At 65.8% G+C, this 17,291-nt stretch carries 16 protein-coding genes; 3 read left to right on the top strand and 13 right to left on the bottom strand.

Annotation, left to right across the window (positions count from 1 at the left end):
- The 13 genes from DBO85_RS08665 to tssA form a co-directional block, all read right to left on the bottom strand.
- The coding region (locus tag DBO85_RS08665; RefSeq protein WP_146168193.1) for a type VI secretion system Vgr family protein at positions 1 to 883 on the bottom strand (883 nt) is incomplete at its 3' end.
- 159 nt (positions 884 to 1,042) lie between these two features.
- Entirely contained in the window at positions 1,043 to 1,366 is a 324-nt protein-coding gene (locus DBO85_RS08660) for a hypothetical protein (RefSeq protein WP_108106870.1), read from the bottom strand.
- 101 nt (positions 1,367 to 1,467) lie between these two features.
- Positions 1,468 to 4,167 (bottom strand): type VI secretion system ATPase TssH, encoded by a 2,700-nt coding sequence (gene tssH, locus DBO85_RS08655; protein ID WP_108106869.1) that lies wholly within the window; start codon positions 4,165 to 4,167, stop codon positions 1,468 to 1,470.
- Positions 4,168 to 4,373: 206 nt separating this feature from the next.
- Positions 4,374 to 5,399 carry a type VI secretion system baseplate subunit TssG gene (gene tssG / locus DBO85_RS08650; RefSeq protein ID WP_108106868.1) on the bottom strand — a complete coding sequence of 342 codons (1,026 nt, stop codon included), beginning with the start codon at positions 5,397 to 5,399 and terminating at the stop codon, positions 4,374 to 4,376.
- Entirely contained in the window at positions 5,363 to 7,222 is a 1,860-nt protein-coding gene (tssF, locus tag DBO85_RS08645; protein ID WP_108106867.1) for a type VI secretion system baseplate subunit TssF, read from the bottom strand. The genes tssG and tssF overlap by 37 nt, the downstream gene beginning before the upstream one ends.
- The gene (tssE, locus tag DBO85_RS08640; RefSeq protein ID WP_108106866.1) at positions 7,219 to 7,731 is read right to left on the bottom strand and encodes a type VI secretion system baseplate subunit TssE; all 513 of its coding nucleotides are present in this window, start codon (positions 7,729 to 7,731) and stop codon (positions 7,219 to 7,221) included. The genes tssF and tssE overlap by 4 nt, the downstream gene beginning before the upstream one ends.
- A complete protein-coding gene (locus DBO85_RS08635; protein ID WP_108106865.1) occupies positions 7,728 to 8,519 on the bottom strand; it encodes a type VI secretion system accessory protein TagJ in 792 nt (263 codons plus the stop codon). Before DBO85_RS08635 ends, tssE begins: the two co-directional genes overlap by 4 nt.
- A 70-nt stretch (positions 8,520 to 8,589) precedes the next feature.
- On the bottom strand, positions 8,590 to 9,012 hold the full coding sequence (locus DBO85_RS08630) for a hypothetical protein (RefSeq protein ID WP_108106864.1): 423 nt from the start codon (positions 9,010 to 9,012) through the stop codon (positions 8,590 to 8,592).
- A complete protein-coding gene (locus DBO85_RS08625; RefSeq protein WP_108106863.1) occupies positions 9,009 to 9,440 on the bottom strand; it encodes a T6SS effector amidase Tae4 family protein in 432 nt (143 codons plus the stop codon). Before DBO85_RS08625 ends, DBO85_RS08630 begins: the two co-directional genes overlap by 4 nt.
- A gap of 68 nt (positions 9,441 to 9,508) precedes the next feature.
- Positions 9,509 to 9,997, bottom strand: coding sequence for an Hcp family type VI secretion system effector (locus DBO85_RS08620; RefSeq protein WP_108106862.1), 489 nt, complete (start codon positions 9,995 to 9,997; stop codon positions 9,509 to 9,511).
- A 211-nt stretch (positions 9,998 to 10,208) separates the two neighbouring features.
- On the bottom strand, positions 10,209 to 11,702 hold the full coding sequence (tssC, locus tag DBO85_RS08615; RefSeq protein WP_108106861.1) for a type VI secretion system contractile sheath large subunit: 1,494 nt from the start codon (positions 11,700 to 11,702) through the stop codon (positions 10,209 to 10,211).
- 17 nt (positions 11,703 to 11,719) lie between these two features.
- On the bottom strand, positions 11,720 to 12,235 hold the full coding sequence (gene tssB, locus DBO85_RS08610; protein ID WP_108106860.1) for a type VI secretion system contractile sheath small subunit: 516 nt from the start codon (positions 12,233 to 12,235) through the stop codon (positions 11,720 to 11,722).
- A gap of 90 nt (positions 12,236 to 12,325) precedes the next feature.
- A complete protein-coding gene (gene tssA, locus DBO85_RS08605) occupies positions 12,326 to 13,351 on the bottom strand; it encodes a type VI secretion system protein TssA (protein ID WP_108106859.1) in 1,026 nt (341 codons plus the stop codon).
- A gap of 365 nt (positions 13,352 to 13,716) precedes the next feature.
- On the opposite strand from tssA, the gene tagH reads away from it, so the two are divergent.
- From tagH to tssK, 3 genes are read left to right on the top strand one after another with little or no spacing between them, the layout of a single operon-like run.
- A complete protein-coding gene (tagH, locus tag DBO85_RS08600; RefSeq protein WP_108106858.1) occupies positions 13,717 to 15,429 on the top strand; it encodes a type VI secretion system-associated FHA domain protein TagH in 1,713 nt (570 codons plus the stop codon).
- A gap of 34 nt (positions 15,430 to 15,463) precedes the next feature.
- On the top strand, positions 15,464 to 15,937 hold the full coding sequence (gene tssJ / locus DBO85_RS08595; RefSeq protein ID WP_108106857.1) for a type VI secretion system lipoprotein TssJ: 474 nt from the start codon (positions 15,464 to 15,466) through the stop codon (positions 15,935 to 15,937).
- A gap of 16 nt (positions 15,938 to 15,953) precedes the next feature.
- Positions 15,954 to 17,288 carry a type VI secretion system baseplate subunit TssK gene (gene tssK / locus DBO85_RS08590; RefSeq protein WP_108106856.1) on the top strand — a complete coding sequence of 445 codons (1,335 nt, stop codon included), beginning with the start codon at positions 15,954 to 15,956 and terminating at the stop codon, positions 17,286 to 17,288.
- The last annotated feature ends 3 nt before the right edge of the window (positions 17,289 to 17,291 follow it).

The following is a 17,291-nucleotide window of genomic DNA, read 5'->3' as shown; positions in this document are numbered from 1 at the left end:
CCTTGCCGCGCAGCTGGACGCGCTCGAACTGGGTCTGGATGGCCTCGATGCGGGTGCGCGCATAGTGCTCGCCATCGCCGGTCTGTACGTATTCACCGGGGTAGTCGTAGAGCGGGTAGTCGGCGGCGGTGTGACCGCGCGGCACCGTGGAGCGCACCTCGAGACGAGCGCTGGGGCGCTCGAAGTCGTAGTCGTTGAGCGTCAGCGAACCGGGCTGCACCTCGCGCGCCATGTACCAGTCGAAGAAGTGGTCACGCTCGCGCTGTTCCTCGGTCGGCGGGTAGTAGGGCACCGAGGCGTAGCCGGGCACCGTCGAATGCGCGCCGTAGGCGTCGGAAAGCACCAGCACGTGGCGGCTCTTTTCATGGCGAAACCAGAAGTAGATGCCCTCCTGTTCCATCAGCCGGGTGACGAAGTCCAGGCTGGTCTCGCGGTACTGCACGCAGTAGTCCCACTCGCGATAACCGCGAGAGAGACTGTCCTCGAAATCGGAGAAACCGAGGTCGCGGAAGACCTTCTTGATGATGTCCGGCACCGTCATGTTCTGGAAGATGCGGCAGTCGGAGGTGCGCGACATCAGCCACAGCCAGGGCCGCAGAGTGACGCGGTAGCCGGCGAACTGGCCGGAGCCCGCGGTCTGGCTGGCGCGCGCGACTATGCCGTGGAAGTAGCGCTCGCCGCCGTCGTGCAGTTGCAGCGACAGGCCCATCGGCTTGCCCAGCAGCGCATCCAGTGGCAGGGCGATCTGCTCGGAAACCAGGCTCAGTTCGAACTCGAAAGGCCGCCCGAGCTCCTCGACACCGTCCATACGCTCGAGCAGCAGGGTGTTGTCGCCAAGCGGGCTGAAGACCTTCGCCAGGCGCGTCTGTTGTGTCAGTGCCATTACGATCCTTGCTTCATCGGCTCACGCGGTTCCGTAGCCGATGTCTGTTGAACGAAAAATCTGCGACCGGTGGTCTCCGCGAACCACCCAGGCACACCAAGTCGGCAATACCGGCCATGTCGGGGGACTCCACCGGAGTCGAATGAAGAGGCGCGCGGCTCACTGCAGGCTGACACTCCCGTCACTCAGCCGAATCAGCCAGACGCGCTTACGTTCGTCCGTTGCCTTGAGCACGCCCTGCTTGGCGTCCAGGCACAGTTCGCTGACGTAGACCTCTTGTGCGTCCTGCTCTTCGGCGGGATCGAACAGGGTCTCGTACAGCTGCACGGCCCACAACTGCTCGCCAATAGCCTCGTCGATCGCCGCTATCACTGCGCCGAACTGCTTGAAGCCATCCGCCCTGGGAGCACTCCGTTGCTCATAGCGCACACCCTCGTGTACGACTGGCCTGGCACCAGGGGCACGCCGCTTGGCAGTTTCCATACGCTTTCCCCCGGTCACCTGGCGCTTGCCCCGACCTCCGCCGGCTCAGTCGTAAGGCCGGCACGGCCGCTGCAGCGGCCATGCATGCGCGTGCGTATGGCTCAGGCCAATTCGTAGCTGAAATCCCCGTCCTCGACTGCGACCGACACACCGCTGATCTGCTTGCCCTCGAGCAGGTGGTTGAGGAACTGCCGGGACAGTTCCGGCAGCATGCTGTTGGTAAGAATGGCGTCGATCTGGCGACCACCGCTCTCGGTCTCGGTGCAGCGCGATACCACCAGGTCGACCACGGCGTCGGCGTAGTCGAAGGGCACCTTGTGGGTAGCTTCGACGCGCTTCTTGATCCGCTCCAGCTGCAGCCGGGTGATCGACTTGAGCATCTCGTCGGAGAGCGGGTAGTAGGGGATGGTCACCAGACGGCCAAGCAGCGCCGGCGGGAAGATCTTCAGCAGCGGCTCGCGCAGCGACTTGGCGATGGCATCCGGCTCTGGCATCAGCTCAGGGTCGCTGCACAGGCCGGCGATCATGTCGGTGCCGGCGTTGGTGGTGAGCAGGATCAGGGTGTTCTTGAAGTCGATCTGGCGGCCTTCACCGTCCTCCATCACGCCCTTGTCGAAGACCTGGAAAAAGATCTCGTGGACATCCGGGTGAGCCTTCTCGACCTCATCGAGCAGCACCACGCTATAAGGTTTGCGGCGGACCGCCTCGGTCAGCACGCCGCCCTCGCCGTAGCCGATGTAGCCGGGCGGCGCGCCCTTGAGGGTGGAAACGGTGTGGGCTTCCTGGAACTCGCTCATGTTGATGGTGATGACGTTCTGCTCACCGCCATACATGGCTTCGGCCAGCGCCAGCGCGGTCTCGGTCTTGCCGACCCCGGAGGTGCCGGCGAGCATGAATACGCCGATCGGCTTGCTCGGGTTGTCCAGCCCGGCACGCGAGGTCTGGATGCGTTTGGCGATCATCTCCAGCGCATGATCCTGGCCAATGATGCGTTTCTTCAGATGGGTACCGAGGTTGAGCACGGTTTCCAGCTCGTTGCGCGCCATGCGTCCGACCGGGATACCGGTCCAGTCCGCCACCACCGAGGCCACCGCCTGGTAGTCGACGATCGGCAGGATCAGCGGCGTTTCGCCTTGCAGCTCGGCCAGTTGCTGTTGCAGCTGAGCCAGGCGCTCGTGCAGCGCGGCGCGCTCGGCATCGCTCAGGCTCGACTGCTCCGGGCCAGGCTCACGAGCGCTGGCGTCTACCGCCTCGGCATTGCTGCGCAGCCGGGCGCGGGCATCGAGCAGCTCGTCGACCAGCGCCTTCTCCTCGGCCCAGCGGGCTTCCAGGGCAGCCAGACGCTCGCGTTCCTCGCCCAGGGCAGTTTCAGCGTCGTTGCGCCGGCCGCCGATGGCGACGCCGATCTGTTCTTCACGGCCGATGATCGACAACTCGACCTCCAGCGCCTCGATGCGCCGACGGCTGTCGTCGACCTCGGCCGGCACCGCATGCAGGCTGATCGCCACGCGGGCGCAGGCGGTATCGAGCAGGCTCACCGACTTGTCCGGCAGCTGGCGCGCCGGGATGTAGCGGTGCGACAGCTTGACCGAGGCTTCCAGCGCTTCGTCGAGAATCTGCACCTTGTGGTGCTTCTCCATGGTCGCGGCGACGCCACGCATCATCAGGATCGCCTTGTGCTCGGACGGCTCCTCGACCTGTACCACCTGGAAGCGACGGGTCAGCGCCGGGTCCTTCTCGATGTGCTTCTTGTACTCGGCCCAGGTGGTGGCTGCGACGGTACGCAGGGTGCCACGCGCCAGCGCAGGCTTGAGCAGGTTGGCGGCATCGCCGGTACCGGCTGCGCCACCGGCGCCGACCAGGGTATGCGCCTCGTCGATGAACATGATGATCGGCTTGGCCGAGGCCTGGACCTCGTCGATCACCTGGCGCAGGCGCTGTTCGAACTCACCCTTCATGCTCGCGCCGGCCTGCAGCAGGCCGACGTCCAGAGCACGCAACTCGACATCCTTGAGCGACGGCGGGACGTCCCCGGCGACGATGCGCAGGGCAAAGCCTTCGACCACCGCGGTCTTGCCGACACCGGCCTCGCCGGTGAGGATCGGGTTGTTCTGGCGGCGACGCATGAGGATGTCGACCAGCTGGCGAATCTCCTCGTCACGGCCGACGATCGGGTCGATCTTGCCGCTGCGCGCCTGCTCGGTCAGATCCACGGTGAAGCGCTTGAGCGCCTCCTGCTTGCCCATCGCGCCCGGCGCCATGGCGCCGCTGGCCTCGCCTGGCACAGCACCGGCGCTGAAACCATCGGAGGCCGACTGGCCATTTTCTGGCGAGTTGCCGACGTACTCGGCGAAGCGCTCGACCAGCGCCTCGACCTTGACCTTGTCGAACTCACGGGAGATCGCCGACAGCGCGTGGCGCAGGCTCGGCGTCTTCAATACACCGACCACCAGGTAGCCGGTGCGCACCTGGGTTTCGCCGAACATCAGGCTGCCGTAGACCCAGCCGCGCTCGACGGCTTCCTCGACGTGGGAGGACAGGTCGGTGATCGAAGTCGAGCCGCGCGGCAGGCGATCCAGCGCCTCGGTCACGTCCTTGGCCAGGCGCGCCGGGTCAAGGCTGAACTGGCGCACGATCTGGTGCAGGTCGGAATCCTGCAGCTGCAGGATCTGGTGAATCCAGTGCACCAGCTCGACATAAGGGTTGCCGCGCAGCTTGCAGAACACGGTGGCGGATTCGATGGCCTTGTAGGCCAGGCTGTTCAGTTTGCCGAACAGTGCGGCGCGGCTGATTTCACTCATGCTTGCTCTCCTTGGTCTGCCGGCATACTTCCTGTGGGCTGCCGCGCGGGTGAATGATTAGGGGTGGCATTGTCCGGGATTGCTGTATTGCGCAGCGTGCGCAGCTCCGCAGGGCGGCATCGCGATTGCGCGAAAAGAGGCGGCGAAGGAGCCGCTCGCCGCTACGCAGCGGACGTGCAGGCTGCCGAAAAATGACTGCCTGGCCATCAGCCGGCCTCCTGGTGGTTCAGGTGACTGGCGGCCAGGTGCAGGTCGGCGGCGTCGTTTGCCGGGCGGCCGAGCCAGGTATCGAAGCCCAGACGGTCACCCCCACGCAGTTCCAGCGCTGGCACCTCGTCACGCTTGAGCACCAGGTTGAGCTCCCAGTCGAGCTCCTCGCCCAGGTATTCGGCGACCCAGGCGGCCAGCTCGCGGAAGCGATCGCCACCGGGTAGCAGGCGCTGGTACTGGACCAGGTTCAGCGGCCCCATGACGATGCGGAACTTGTGCTGGCGGTCCCATACATGGGTGCCCAGGCAGAGGTCGGTGCCCAGCTGGCTGGCCTGCACACCGAGGCGGCTGTACTCGGGCAGCTCGAGCCACTGGCCGATGTATTCCTCGATGCACACCGGCAACTCGAAGAACTCGGCAAGGATCGCCTTGAGTCCATCCGGGTAGCGGGTCTGCGCAGAGAGGTGGCCGGTGTAGTGGTAACGCGCGTTGTCCGGCAGCGGACCCTGGCCGAGCAGATGCGGCGTGCCACGACCGGAGAGCGCGGCCAGACGCGCGGCGAAGTAGTCGTCATCGGGGCGGTCGTGGCTGACCGCCGGGCGCGCTTCGGCCCAGGCGCGGAAGAACAGCGTCAGCAGCCGGTGGTGGAACACGTCCATGAAGCGCTTGAAGGTCGCGTCGCCATGGTTGCGCTGGCGTTCGCGGGCGTACTCGGTGAGATGCAGCGGCAGCGGCCCGTTGGGCCCGGTAAGCCCGAAGAAGAACTGCTCCAGTCGCGGTGGAATGCCGTCGCGACCGGCAATGACATTCGACAGGGTGGAGGGCGCAAAGCTGCAGTCCGGCGTCTGGCCCAGTCGCAAGGGGTCTTCCGCCAGACGTTGCGAGTGTCCCAGGCGCGGTAGCTCCGGGTGTTCGGCCTGAATCCGGCGCAGGGCCTGGAAGTAGTCGAACTCCCAGGGCGCGGCGGCCATTTCCTCGAGCATCTTCACAGGTTCGGCCGGCATCCGGGCTTCGCCTTCCAGCGCATCAGTTCGCCGCGCTCGGTGCTGCGCAGCAGGGTTTCGGTAAAGCTGTTGATCGACACGTAGCGAGTCAGGAAGCGCTCCAGTACCGCACCGAGGAGGAACACGCCGGTGCCGCGGAAGGCGTTCTCGTCGAACTCCAGGCTGATCTCCAGGCCGCGACCGAAGACGATCGGACCGGGCATCGGCAGGCGGCGGGTGCAGGGCTTGCTGCGCACATCGCGCAGGCCTTCGATCTGCAGCTGCAGGGCAGGATCGCCCATCTCGCCGTAGAGTCGCAGCAGCTCACGCAGGGCCGCCGCGCCCTGCCCCTGTTCGCTGAGCGACAGGTAGTTGAGCGACAGCTGGCTGATCAGCCGCCAGGCGCCGGCGTCATGCGCGCGACTGGGGCGCGGCCGGCTGGGACCGGCGAGACAGCGGATGCTCAGCACTGGTGCGCTGTCCTCCAGCGTGAAGTCACTCTTGCTGGTGCCGATCGGCATGAACAGCGGCAGGTCGCGGTTGGTGCACAGCGCGCTGACGCCCAGCTGGCGCAGATCGTGGCGATAGGGTGCCTGGCGCGCATCGACCAGCGATAGATAGGTTTCACTGCCTGTGTAGCTCGAACGCGGCCCCTTGCGGCGCTCGCCACTGGACAGCACGCGCGGTTCGCGACGCACCGTGTAATAGGCCTGCTCGCGGCCGTAGCGCGACGGGTCGCGCACCGCATAGAACGGCAGGAACGGCTGTTCCGGACCACTGCCATGACCGCTCACATCGACCAGCGAGTGCACCTCGAAATCCAGCGGCCGGGTACGGTCGACGATCAGATGATGCTCGTTGACCCGATCGCTCAGATGGATGCGGTCGGCGCGGCGCGGGAAGAGGTTGATCGCCGGCGTACAGAAGGGCACGAACTGTTCGGCACCGATGCTGCCTTCAAGGCTGCTGTCGATACGATCGAAGAGCACGATCAGCTCCAGCTCCTGAGCGTTGCAGCGCCGGGTGGCCTGTTCCAGCCCGCTGAACTCGACGAACAGGAAGCGATTCGGCAGCGCAAAATATTCCTGCAGCAACCGGTAGCCCTGGAACGCACGCGGTACCACCGGCAGCGCCGCCTCGCGATCATCGAAACCCTTGGCGCGCAGGGCATCGGCCGGTAGCCGTTCGACCCAGCTGTTGTCCGGGGCGCGGGCGAAGATCGCACAGGCATTGCCGAGCAACTGCTCATAGAGGCGGAAGGGCTGCTCGTCGGCGCCGTGCAGGTAGAGCGGCAGCGACTTGATGTCGAGCTTGTCGAAGGGAATGTCGGCGCCGCTGCGCAGGGTCAGGCGCAGGCCGGCGCGGGCGCCCGGTTCGCTGGCACCCAGCCGGCCGAGAACCGACGCCGGATTGCCAAAGTACTCGGCCTTGGCAATCTGCAGCGGCCAGAGCGTCACGTCATGTGCGGTGCGATATTCGCAGGCGGTCTGGTCGTCCTTGCCCAGCAGGCCACGCAGCGGTGCGCCGCGCGCGACGGTGAAGCCGCTGGCCAGCGAGCCCTCGTTGGGGTCGGGGCAGAGCTGTACCACGGTGAGCGAGGGCGTCGGCGCCAGATAGTGCGGGTAGGCGATTTCCAGCAGGTTGTGGGTGAAGGTCGGGTACTCGGCGTCCAGCTTCAGCTGCACCCGCGCGGTCAGATAGGCGAAGCCTTCCAGCAGGCGCTCGACGTAAGGGTCGGCACAGTCGATGTCCGACAGGGTCAGGCGGCTGGCGATCTTGGGGAATTCGCGGGCGAACTCTGCCGCGCTCTCGCGGATGTGCGCCAGTTCCTGGTTGTAGTAATCGAGCAAACGCGGGTTCATGTGCGTCTCCGTTGATCGGAAGGCACCACTTGCACATGCCCGGTTTCCAGATCCAGCTCCGTGCGCAGCAGCAGGCGCAGAGGCATGGGCTGGGCCCAGAGGTCGCCCTCGATTTCGAAGCTCAGGGCGTTGTGGTTCATCTGGTCGTACTCGAGCTGCGCGCGTACCCGCAGGCTTTGCCGCAGGATGCGCGGTTCATAGGCGCAGATGGCGTCGCAGAGCAGGCGCTCGACGGCATGCACGTCGACGCTGGAGGCCGTCTGCCCTGCCAGCGCCGGCAAGCCGAAGTTGACTACCGAACTGCCCGCCTGGGTGTGCGTGGTGGTGTCGGCGTCGAACAGTGCCGTGGTATTGAACAGCCAGGCCAGGTCACGCAGCACCGAGGCCTTCAGTTGGGTCAGCGAGAGAACACGCTTGTCCGCGCTTTCCACATTCTTGCCAGGCTCCTCGTCCGTCAGTCGGTCGAGCAGCGACGGCTGCAGGCGCTCGCGGGACGTCAGTTCACTCATTGCGCGTCGGTCTCGCCGGCAAAGCCGAGTTCGCGCAGCTCGAACAGGGCGGTATCGCCATTGTCATCGGCGAACAGACGCTGGCCCAGCGGCAGGCCCTGCTCGCTCCAGTCGGTCATCCGCGCCAGGCGCAACGCATCGTCGCTGGCCGCTTCGGTGCCCGGGTAGCGACTGGGAATCAGCGCGACCATGCTGCCACCGTTGTTCAGGGTCAGGTCGGCCGGTAGCCAGACCAGATCGCGCAGATCACAGGGCGCCTCGGTGCGCAGCTCACGAATGTTGTGCATCGGCAGCCAGGCGTAGCGGCCGTTGACCATGACTTCAAGCACCGGACCCAGGCGCGGATCGGCATCGGCAAACCAGCTGAACGGTCGCTGGTTGGCCTGGCCGGAAGTGGCCGGTGCGGCCTCGAAGGCCTGGGCACGCAACTGGCTGGCGGCGTCGGCATGGCCTTCGGCATCCAGCTTCAGCGCCTGGATCAGCAGCGCCAGCCAGTCGCCCGGCTCGCCCAGCACTACCGGTGTGTGACGACCGGCGAAGACCTGCGCGCGCAGCGCCTCGCATTCCAGCGCCGTGCTGTAGGTCTGCACCATCGGCAGGGTCGATGCATCCAGCTCGCCGGCTACCTTGAGCTGGTTGGCCGCGCGGGCCCACTGCCCCATGACTGCCAGCAGCTGGAACAGGAAAACGCGCAACGCCGCGTCGGCAGGCTTACTGCGAACGCGGTCCTGGAGCGCAGCGAGGGCCTGGTCGAGCTGTCCGGCGCGGAGTAGTTCTTCAGCGGTCATGGGAAATTTCCTGCAGTTGCCCTCAAGGGCCGGTTGATTCTTGGTGCGCCGAAAAAATGCGGCGGACGGTTCAGAAAAGCCCCTGGAACATCTTCGCGTCCCAGTGTGCCGGCAGGCAGCTCGCGGCCAGATTGGTGTGCGGTGACGCCTGCAGCTGGCCGTCCCGCAGCCTGACTGCCTGAATCCGAGTGCGGCAATCACGGCTTGGCGCCGGCTCGGCAACACTGTGCTCGACCAGCAACGTCGGCTGGTCGTCGACCGTTTCGACGCGCAGCTGACCATCACGACCGCGATTGAACTGACAGGGCCATGGCAACTGCAGCAGCAGCGCCGGCTGATCGGCCGCGTCACTAGTCAGCAGACATGCGTCATCCTGTGCGGACAACCTGAGTGTCTGCCCGGCGAAGTTGCTGACGTCAGCCCGCTCGCCATCGGCGCAGGCGTACAGGCTGGCTATCGACAGGCAGGCAAGCAGCAGCCGCAGTGCGCTCATGCCAGCTCCCAGAACCAGACCTGGGCAGACTTGTTGCCGGGGTCGTTGTAGCCCTTGGTCATGCCGCGCTGCCACAGGTCGATGTGGTCGCCGGTAGCGCGGATCTCGCCGCCTCGGGGATAGCAGTCCTTGAAGAAGATGATGCCGTTCTTCTCCGCTAGCGTGCGCTTGGCGATGGCCCCGCTGGTAAAAATGTTCGGGCGGCCCAGATGGCGGCGCCACAGCCAGTTGGCCAATGATTCGGCGCCACGGGCATGGCCATGTGCGCATTTGGGTTCGGAGTAGGTGAATCTGTCGACCAGAAGGGTCTTTTCGTCGTTGAGCGCAAGGCTCATGCGGATGGCGCACTGGTTGCTCCAGGGGCCGTCGCAGGGATCATTCACAGTCGGGTAACTGTTCCAGAGGTTGATGAATGCAGGCCGGGCCATTTCTCTGGTCTCGCGGGGTAACGCCGGGGGAGAGCCATGGGACGGCAGAACCGCCCCATGGTCGGGTGTCAGACCTTGACGTTCTGACGGATGTTCCAGCCGTACTTGACCGGCCCGCCATCCTTGCCGCCGTCGGCTTTCTGCGGCTGGTAGTCGACCAGCACCTGGGCGAAGTTGAGGGTGACGTTCTCGGTCAGGCGATCTTCGCCACCGCTGCCGCCGGTGCTGATCGAGGAGACCAGAACTTCCTTCAGGGTGATGATGAGGTACTCGACCTGGCTATCGCCGCCAGCCTTGCGGATGGTCAGCTTGGCTTCCGGATAATGCTTGCCGCTGGAGCAGGCCATCATCAGGTTGGGCGAGGACTTGTCGACGTACTTGGTCAGCGACAGATCCTGGATGTTGACCTTGCCGGCACCGCCGCCACCGCCTACGTGCATGGAGCCGGACTGGGACATGCCCCAGCTCCAGGCGAGTACGTCGATTTCTTCGGCGTGGGTCTTGTCGTTGGCTTCGCCCTTGACGTCGCCGATCTTGATGAACATATCAACAGCCATGATTCCTCCTGTGTGGCTCGTGCCACGCTGTTTGCTGTTTTCTGCACCTGCCATGGTGCGAATTACCCCTGAACCTGACCTCAGGCCCGCTAGGCGGCGTTGCTACATCGGGTTGGCGGCGAGGCTGGCGAGATGTCTGTCGACATTGCGCCACCCTCGACCCCGCACCGCTTGCAGCTCGCACCCGCGGGACGTTGAACAGGCCTACTGCTTATGCGCCCTTGGCCGAGGGCAGCTTGGATACCAGACGCAGCGACACGGTCAGCCCTTCGAGCTGGTAGTGCGGCCGCAGATAGAACTTGGAGCTGTAGTAACCGGGGTTGCCTTCGACTTCCTCGACCACCACTTCGGCCGCGGCCAGCGGGTGCTGAGCCTTGGTCGTTTCGGTGGAGTGCGCCGGGTCACCATCGACGTAGTTGAGGATCCAGTCCTGCAGCCAGCGCTGCATTTCGTCGCGTTCCTTGAACGAGCCGATCTTGTCGCGAACGATGCACTTCAGGTAGTGCGCGAAGCGGCAGGTGGCGAACAGGTACGGCAGGCGTGCAGCCAGGTTGGCGTTGGCGGTCGCGTCCGGATCGTCGTATTCGGCCGGTTTCTGCAGCGACTGCGCGCCGATGAAGGCGGCGAAGTCGGTGTTCTTCTTGTGCAACAGCGGCATGAAGCCGTTCTTCGCCAGCTCCGCCTCGCGGCGATCGGAAATGGCGATCTCGGTCGGGCACTTCATGTCCACGCCGCCGTCGTCGGTCGGGAAGGTGTGCGCGGGCAGACCCTGCACTTCGCCACCGGATTCCACGCCGCGAATCCGCGAGCACCAGCCGTAGAGCTTGAACGAGCGGTTGATGTTGACCGCCATGGCGTAGGCCGAGTTGGCCCAGGTGTACTTGTCGCTGTCGGCACCGTCGGTGTCTTCTTCGAAGGCGAACGCTTCGACCGGGTCGGTCTTGGCGCCATAGGGCAGACGAGCGAGGAAGCGCGGCATGGTCAGACCGATGTAGCGCGAGTCGTCGGAGTCACGCAGCGAGCGCCAGCCGGCATATTCCGGCGTGGTGAAGATCTTGGTCAGGTCGCGCGGATTGGACAGCTCCTGCCAGGAACCCATGCCCATCACGGTCGGCGAGGCGGCAGAGATGAAGGGGGCGTGCATCGCGGCACAGACCTTGGCCATCTCGCTGAGCAGCTCGACATCCGGTGGCGACTGGTCGAAGTAGTAGTCGCCTACCAGGCAGCCGTAGGGCTCGCCACCGAACTGGCCGTATTCCTCTTCGTACATCTTCTTGAAGATCGGGCTCTGGTCCCAGCTGGTGCCCTTGAACTTCTTCAGGGTCTTGTGCAGCTCGGTCTTGGAGATGTTGAGCACGCGAATCTTCAGCTGCTCGTCGGTCTCGGTGTTGTTGACCATGTAGTGCAGGCCGCGCCAGGCGCTTTCCAGCTTCTGGAAGTCCTCGTGGTGCATGATCAGGTTGATCTGCGCGGTCAGCTTGGCGTCGATGGCGGCGATGATCGATTCGATCGACTTGATCGCATCATTCGACACCAGGTCGGTCTGTGCCAGGGCATGCTCGGCCAGGGTGCGCACGGCGGTTTCCACCGCTTCGCGAGCACGCTCGGTCTTGGGCTTGAACTCCTGCAGCAGCAGCGAGGCGAACTCGCTCTGTTCGCCGACGGCGCCGGCCTGGGCTTGGGTTTCTTGGATGGTCTCGGCCATGATCTGGATCCTTCGAATTAGGCTTGAGGCTCGGAGTCCTGGGGCTTGGGTGCGCTGGCCAGGGCCTGCAGCAGTGCCGGGTCGTTGATCGCCTTGATGATCATCTCCTCGGCGCCGGTCTTGCCGTCCATGTAGGTCAGCAGGTTGGCGAGCTGGGTGCGGGCCTCAAGCAGCTTGTTCAGCGAATCGACCTTGCGCGCTACGGCGGCCGGGCTGAAGTCGTCCATGCTTTCAAAGGTGATGTCCAGGCTCAGGTTGCCTTCGCCGGTCAGGGCGTTGGGCACGTTGAAGGCCACACGTGGCTTCATCGCCTTGAGGCGCGAGTCGAAGTTGTCGACGTCGATCTCGAGGAACTTGCGGTCGGCCACCGCCGGCAGCGGCTCGGCCGGCTTGCCGGCGAGGTCGGCCATGACGCCCATGACGAAGGGCAGCTGGACCTTCTTTTCCGCCCCGTAGAGCTCCACGTCGTACTCGATCTGCACGCGTGGCGCCCGGTTGCGGGCGATGAATTTCTGACTGCTGGTGATTGCCACTTTGCTCCTCCTCCGCCACAGGGCGGCTTGCTGGCGTCATCGGTCGCGGGCCGGTAACGGGTGTCTCGAGGTCCGGATGCGCTGTGCGCGCTAATACGAGTCCGGGCCCCGCAGGTTTTCGAACTGGGAAAATCCATCGGGAATCAGGTTGCGCACTATGGTGGCAAAGTCCGCGTCGACCAGGCCGCGGGCGCGGCCCAGCAGCACCGGCAGCGGGCTCGAAGGCTCATGGCGGGCGTAGTACTCGATGATCTTGTCCAGCGCCCGCAGCACGTCGTCGCGGCTGCGCACTTCGCCGGAAACCCGCGGCGCGCTGCCGCTGGCGGCACCGCTGCTGTCCTGCTGCTGATCGGCGGATTCGCTCATGTCGGCACTCTGGCTGGCGCTGCTGGAGGGGGCGTGCTCGGACATCACCAGCAGCATCTGCTTGATCACCTGCGCCAGTGCCTGCAGATCCACGCCCTGACGCGAGCCGACCTTCGAAGACACCAGTGTCTCGATCTCGCCGAGAGCGCCCAGGGTTTCATTCAGGGTTGCCCGCAGACTGTCCAGCCGCTCTTCCTCGCAGTCGCGAAAGGCACCGGAAAGCTGTTCGCTGCTGAGGGTCTCGCTGGCAAAGCTGAGCAGGCCGCTGGCATTCAGCGCAGCGCGCACGCTGACCGGACCGAAGGCGCGCGAGCGGATCAGCTCGGCCTCGCGCAGCAGGCGCAGGATGGTCTCGGCGTTGAGCCCGGCCAGGGCATTGATTCGGAAGGTGGGGTCGTTGTCGTCGTCCGCATCCAGCTGCGGATACAGGTCATCCCAGTATTGGGTGAGCAGGTCGCGAATCAGCCCGAGCGTCTGGGCGAAGCCCGGCAGGCCATCCAGAGCGATGCTGCTCTGCACCAGGTAGTTGGCGACCCGCAGGTCCTTGGTGCGACTGCACAGCTGGCAGGCCATCTCGCGCACCGCACGCCAGTCGGGCGGCTCGGCGGCCAGCACGGAATCACCCATCTGGCGTTCGGGCTGGCCCTGGGCTATCCGCTCCAGTTCGAGATAGGAGGCGTCGTACTCGAGGTCTTCACCGCTGGGTGCGTCGGCACTGACCGGGGTGAGCAGAATTGACACATCCAACACGACAGATGATCTCCATATCTGAACCTGGAAGGCCCGTTGCGGTGCGAATGACTTCAGGAGAATCCGCATCCATCGGATTGCACGGCTGCCGGACACGAGGTTTGCCCCGCAGCCTGCCGAGCGGAGGATTCTTGGAGCCTGCCAGTGGTCTGTCAAGGCGGCCAGGGATAATCGGACCGGCGGATGTGCGGTGGTTCACGGCCTGGCTAGACGAGAACTAGAATCCTTGGAAAAAAACACCTCCGTCCAACAGGTTCTGCGCCAGAATAATGGGCTGCGCGTGCCAGTCGTGCGTCAGAAGAGGGGCCCGGCATCCTGGAAGTCGATGTCCGCCACGACTGCGCGAAGCAATGCAAGGAGCTGCAATGCCGCTTTCCCTGACCATCACCAGTTACCACAAGCTCACACCCGGCCAGTGCTCGGAGAAGCGACTTGACCGTGGCGAGCTGTCGATAGGCCGTGGGCTGGACTGCGACTGGGTGCTGCCCGATCCGGAGCGTCTGGTTTCCAGCAGGCACTGCGTGGTGCAGTTTCGCGATGGCTCCTACTATCTCACCGATACCAGCACCAACGGCGTGACCCTTGAGCGCTCAGGCGTGCGCCTGCGGCGTGGCAATAGCGAACTGCTGCAGGATGGCGAGCTGGTCCGGCTGGGCAACTACGAGATTCAGGTGCGCGTCGAGGCTCCGGAGTTTTCCTCGGGCAGCGCACAGGATGTTTTCCTCGGCGCGGCTCCCGGCTATTCCGCGCCCGCCTCAGGCGCGGCCTTCACCGATTTCGATGCACTGCTGGGCGGCGGCAGTGCGCCCTCGGCGGACCCCTTTGCCGGCATGAGCAGCGCCCAGGCGCACTTTCAGGGCGGCTCGCCACTGGATACCAAGCCGGACCTGTTCGATTTCCTCGGCACCCCTGCAGCGCCAAGCCAGGCGCCTCGCGCCGATCACATCCCGGCAGAGATGCACTCCTTCACCCCGCCGGTGGCGCAGCAGCCGATCGTGACACCCGCTTCGGTGCCGCCGGTATCAGGCGCACCCGCTGGAGGGATTCCGGCCGACTGGGACCCGTTCGCCGATATCCAGACACCGGCAGTCCAGGCCGCACCGCAATCCCAGGCGTTCGAGATGCCGGTGCAGCCCGGCAACCCGCTCGAATTGCCGTCCAGCCCCCTGCCGCTGGATTTCGATCTGGCGGCAGTAACCGCCCTGGATGGCACCCCGTTGGGCGGCACCCCGGCGGCCAGCAGTGCGCTCGACGGGCTTCAGTCGCCCGAGATGGTCCCGCCCGCCAAACCACTGACCGGCACGCCGTCAGGCGTTCCGCAGACCGACCCCTTCGCCGCGATAGGTCTGGCGCCGGCCGCCGCCGAGCAGCCGTCCTCGCTGCCGCCAGCTCAGCCGCAGCCGCAGTCGCCGCCAGCACAAGCACCCGTTGTTCCGCCCAGCCGCCCCGCCGCAGTGCAACCGGCCGTTGCCGCCGCCGGGCTCGCCGAGCCGGAGCTGCTGCAGGCATTTCTGCGTGGCGCAGGCCTCGAGCGACTGCAGATCCAGCCGGCCGATCGGGTGGCGCAGATGGAGGCCATCGGCCGCAGCTATCGACTGATGGTCGAGGGCCTGGTCGATGTACTGCGCGCCCGCGCCAGCCTCAAGGGCGAGTTCCGCATGAGCCAGACCATGATCCGCCCGGTGGAGAACAACCCGCTCAAGTTCGCACCGAATGTCGAGGAGGCTCTGCTGCTGCTGCTGCGCCAGGGCAATCAGGCATTCATGCCACCGGATCAGGCGGTCAGCGAAAGCTTCGAGGATCTCAAGGCGCACCAGATCGCGGTCATGGCCGGCATCCAGGGCGCCATCCGCCATCTGCTCGCACGCTTCGAGCCGCGCACGCTCGAGGGTCGCCTGGACAAGCCCGGCGGCCTCTCCGCGCTGCTGCCAGGCGCGCGCCAGGCCAAGTACTGGGAGCTGTTCACCCAGCTTTACGCAGGCATTTCGCGCGAAGCCGAAGAAGACTTCCAGGACCTTTTCGGTCGCGAGTTCAGTCGCGCCTACGAGGAACAGATCGCCCGATTGCAGCGCTCCTGAGCGCACGCAAGCTGCCACAGAGGAAGAACCGACAATGCCAAGGATTCTGCTGTTCACACTGGTGCTGCTGCTCGGCGCCTGCGCTTCCGATCCGCCCCCACCGCCGCCGACCCTGGTCGAGCTGACCCTGATGGCCAGCGATCAGCTCAACCCGACCGCGCTGGGCAGCGCCGCGCCGCTGCGGATCAAGCTCTACCAGCTCAAGGGCACGGCTACCTTCGACCGTGCCGACTTCTTCGCGCTGTTCGACAAGGGCAGCGCCACCCTCGGTGCCGAGCTGGTCGAGGAGGAGGAATTGCTGGTGCGTCCGGGCGAGACCCTGACCTTGCAGCGGGAAATCGATAGCACTGCCAGTCATCTGGGCGTGGTAGCCGGTTTCCGCGACCTGGACCGGGCCATCTGGCGTCGTGCGGTCGCTGTCGCGCCGCAGCAGACCACCCGCATGATCATCACCTTCGATGCTCGGTCCGTCGTGATCGCGCCCGCGCCCACCCCGGCGGCGAAATAGCCCGGCAGGAGAACGCATGTCTTGGAATAACCGTGTGGTCTGGTCGGAGGGAATGTTCCTCCGCCCACAGCACTTCCAGCAGCATGATCGCTATCTGGAGAACCTGGTCGATGGCCGCTGTCGCAGCCTGGTGCCGGCTGGCTGGGGCTTCTCCGAACTGCAGCTGGATGCCGCTCTGCTGGCCCAGGGCAAGCTGGCGATCGTCTCCGCCCGCGGCCTGCTGCCGGATGGCACGCCGTTCAACATCCCCGCCGATGACGTCGCACCGCCGCCGCTGGCAGTCGAGGACTGGCTGCGCGACGGGGTCGTCTATCTGGCCATGCCACTGCGGCGCGCCGGGGTGCGCGACACCGTCGACGAGGGCGAGCCGCTGGGCGGCGCGCGCTATCGCAGCCAGGTGCGCGAGGTGCGTGACGACAACGCGGCATTCGAGAGCCGTGCACCGGTGGCGGTAGGCGGCTGCGCGCTACGCCTGCTGACCGAACGTGACGGCCTCGCCGAGTACGCCGCGATAGGGGTCGCGCGGGTGCTCGAGCGGCGCGCCGACCGCAGCGTGGCGCTGGACGAGGCCTACATGCCGCCGGTGCTCGATGTCACCGCCGCGGCGGCACTGGATGCCTTCCGCAAGGAACTGCTCGGCCTGCTGCACCAGCGCGGCGAAGCCCTCGCCGGGCGGGTGGTGGCGTCGAGTGCCGGCGGCGCATCGGAGATCGCCGATTTCATGCTGCTGCAGCTGGTCAACCGCGCCGAGCCGCTGATCGCCCACCTGGCGCGTCTGGCGCCGGTGCATCCCGAGTCCTTCTACCGCGAACTGGTGGCGCTGGCCGGTGAGTTCGCCACCTTCACCGAGGCCGGCAAGCGCCCGGTGGAGTTCCCCGCCTACGAGCACGACGACCTGCAGGCCAGCTTCGCCCCGGTGATGCTGGCGCTGCGCCAGGCGCTGTCGGCGGTGATCGACTCGCGCGCGGTGCCGATTCCGATCGTCGAGAAGGCCTATGGCGTGCACGTCGCCATGCTGGCCGACAAGACCCTGCTGGAGAACTCCAGCTTCATTCTGGTGGTGCGTGCCGAGGTGCCCGGCGAAACCCTGCGCGGGCGTTTCCCGCAGCAGGCCAAGGTCGGCTCGGTGGAGCACATCCGCGACCTGGTCAACCTGCAGCTGCCGGGCATTGCCCTGCTGTCGCTGCCGGTGGCGCCGCGCCAGCTGCCCTACCACGCCGGCTCGGTGTACTTCGAGCTGGACCGTGGCAGCGACCACTGGAAGCAGCTCAAGCACTCCGGCGGATTCGCCTTCCACATCGCCGGTCAGTTTCCCGGCCTCAACCTGGCCTTCTGGGCCATTCGAGGGTAAGCG

This window comes from Pseudomonas mangrovi, assembly GCF_003052585.1.
Lineage (GTDB): Bacteria > Pseudomonadota > Gammaproteobacteria > Pseudomonadales > Pseudomonadaceae > Aquipseudomonas > Aquipseudomonas mangrovi.
The sequence above is the reverse complement of the archived record's forward strand: the minus strand, read 5'-3'. Positions and strand labels throughout refer to the sequence as shown.

What these genes read in the sequence shown, in the direction of transcription:
- tagH (WP_108106858.1), top strand. Translation starts at nt 13,717, where the DNA reads ATGCCGCTTTCCCTGACCATCACCAGTTACCACAAGCTCACACCCGGC.
- tssJ (WP_108106857.1), top strand. Translation starts at nt 15,464, where the DNA reads ATGCCAAGGATTCTGCTGTTCACACTGGTGCTGCTGCTCGGCGCCTGC.
- tssK (WP_108106856.1), top strand. Translation starts at nt 15,954, where the DNA reads ATGTCTTGGAATAACCGTGTGGTCTGGTCGGAGGGAATGTTCCTCCGC.
- DBO85_RS08620 (WP_108106862.1), bottom strand. Translation starts at nt 9,997, where the DNA reads ATGGCTGTTGATATGTTCATCAAGATCGGCGACGTCAAGGGCGAAGCC.
- DBO85_RS08660 (WP_108106870.1), bottom strand. Translation starts at nt 1,366, where the DNA reads ATGGAAACTGCCAAGCGGCGTGCCCCTGGTGCCAGGCCAGTCGTACAC.
- DBO85_RS08630 (WP_108106864.1), bottom strand. Translation starts at nt 9,012, where the DNA reads ATGAGCGCACTGCGGCTGCTGCTTGCCTGCCTGTCGATAGCCAGCCTG.
- tssH (WP_108106869.1), bottom strand. Translation starts at nt 4,167, where the DNA reads ATGAGTGAAATCAGCCGCGCCGCACTGTTCGGCAAACTGAACAGCCTG.
- DBO85_RS08625 (WP_108106863.1), bottom strand. Translation starts at nt 9,440, where the DNA reads ATGGCCCGGCCTGCATTCATCAACCTCTGGAACAGTTACCCGACTGTG.
- tssF (WP_108106867.1), bottom strand. Translation starts at nt 7,222, where the DNA reads ATGAACCCGCGTTTGCTCGATTACTACAACCAGGAACTGGCGCACATC.
- tssE (WP_108106866.1), bottom strand. Translation starts at nt 7,731, where the DNA reads ATGAGTGAACTGACGTCCCGCGAGCGCCTGCAGCCGTCGCTGCTCGAC.
- DBO85_RS08635 (WP_108106865.1), bottom strand. Translation starts at nt 8,519, where the DNA reads ATGACCGCTGAAGAACTACTCCGCGCCGGACAGCTCGACCAGGCCCTC.
- tssC (WP_108106861.1), bottom strand. Translation starts at nt 11,702, where the DNA reads ATGGCCGAGACCATCCAAGAAACCCAAGCCCAGGCCGGCGCCGTCGGC.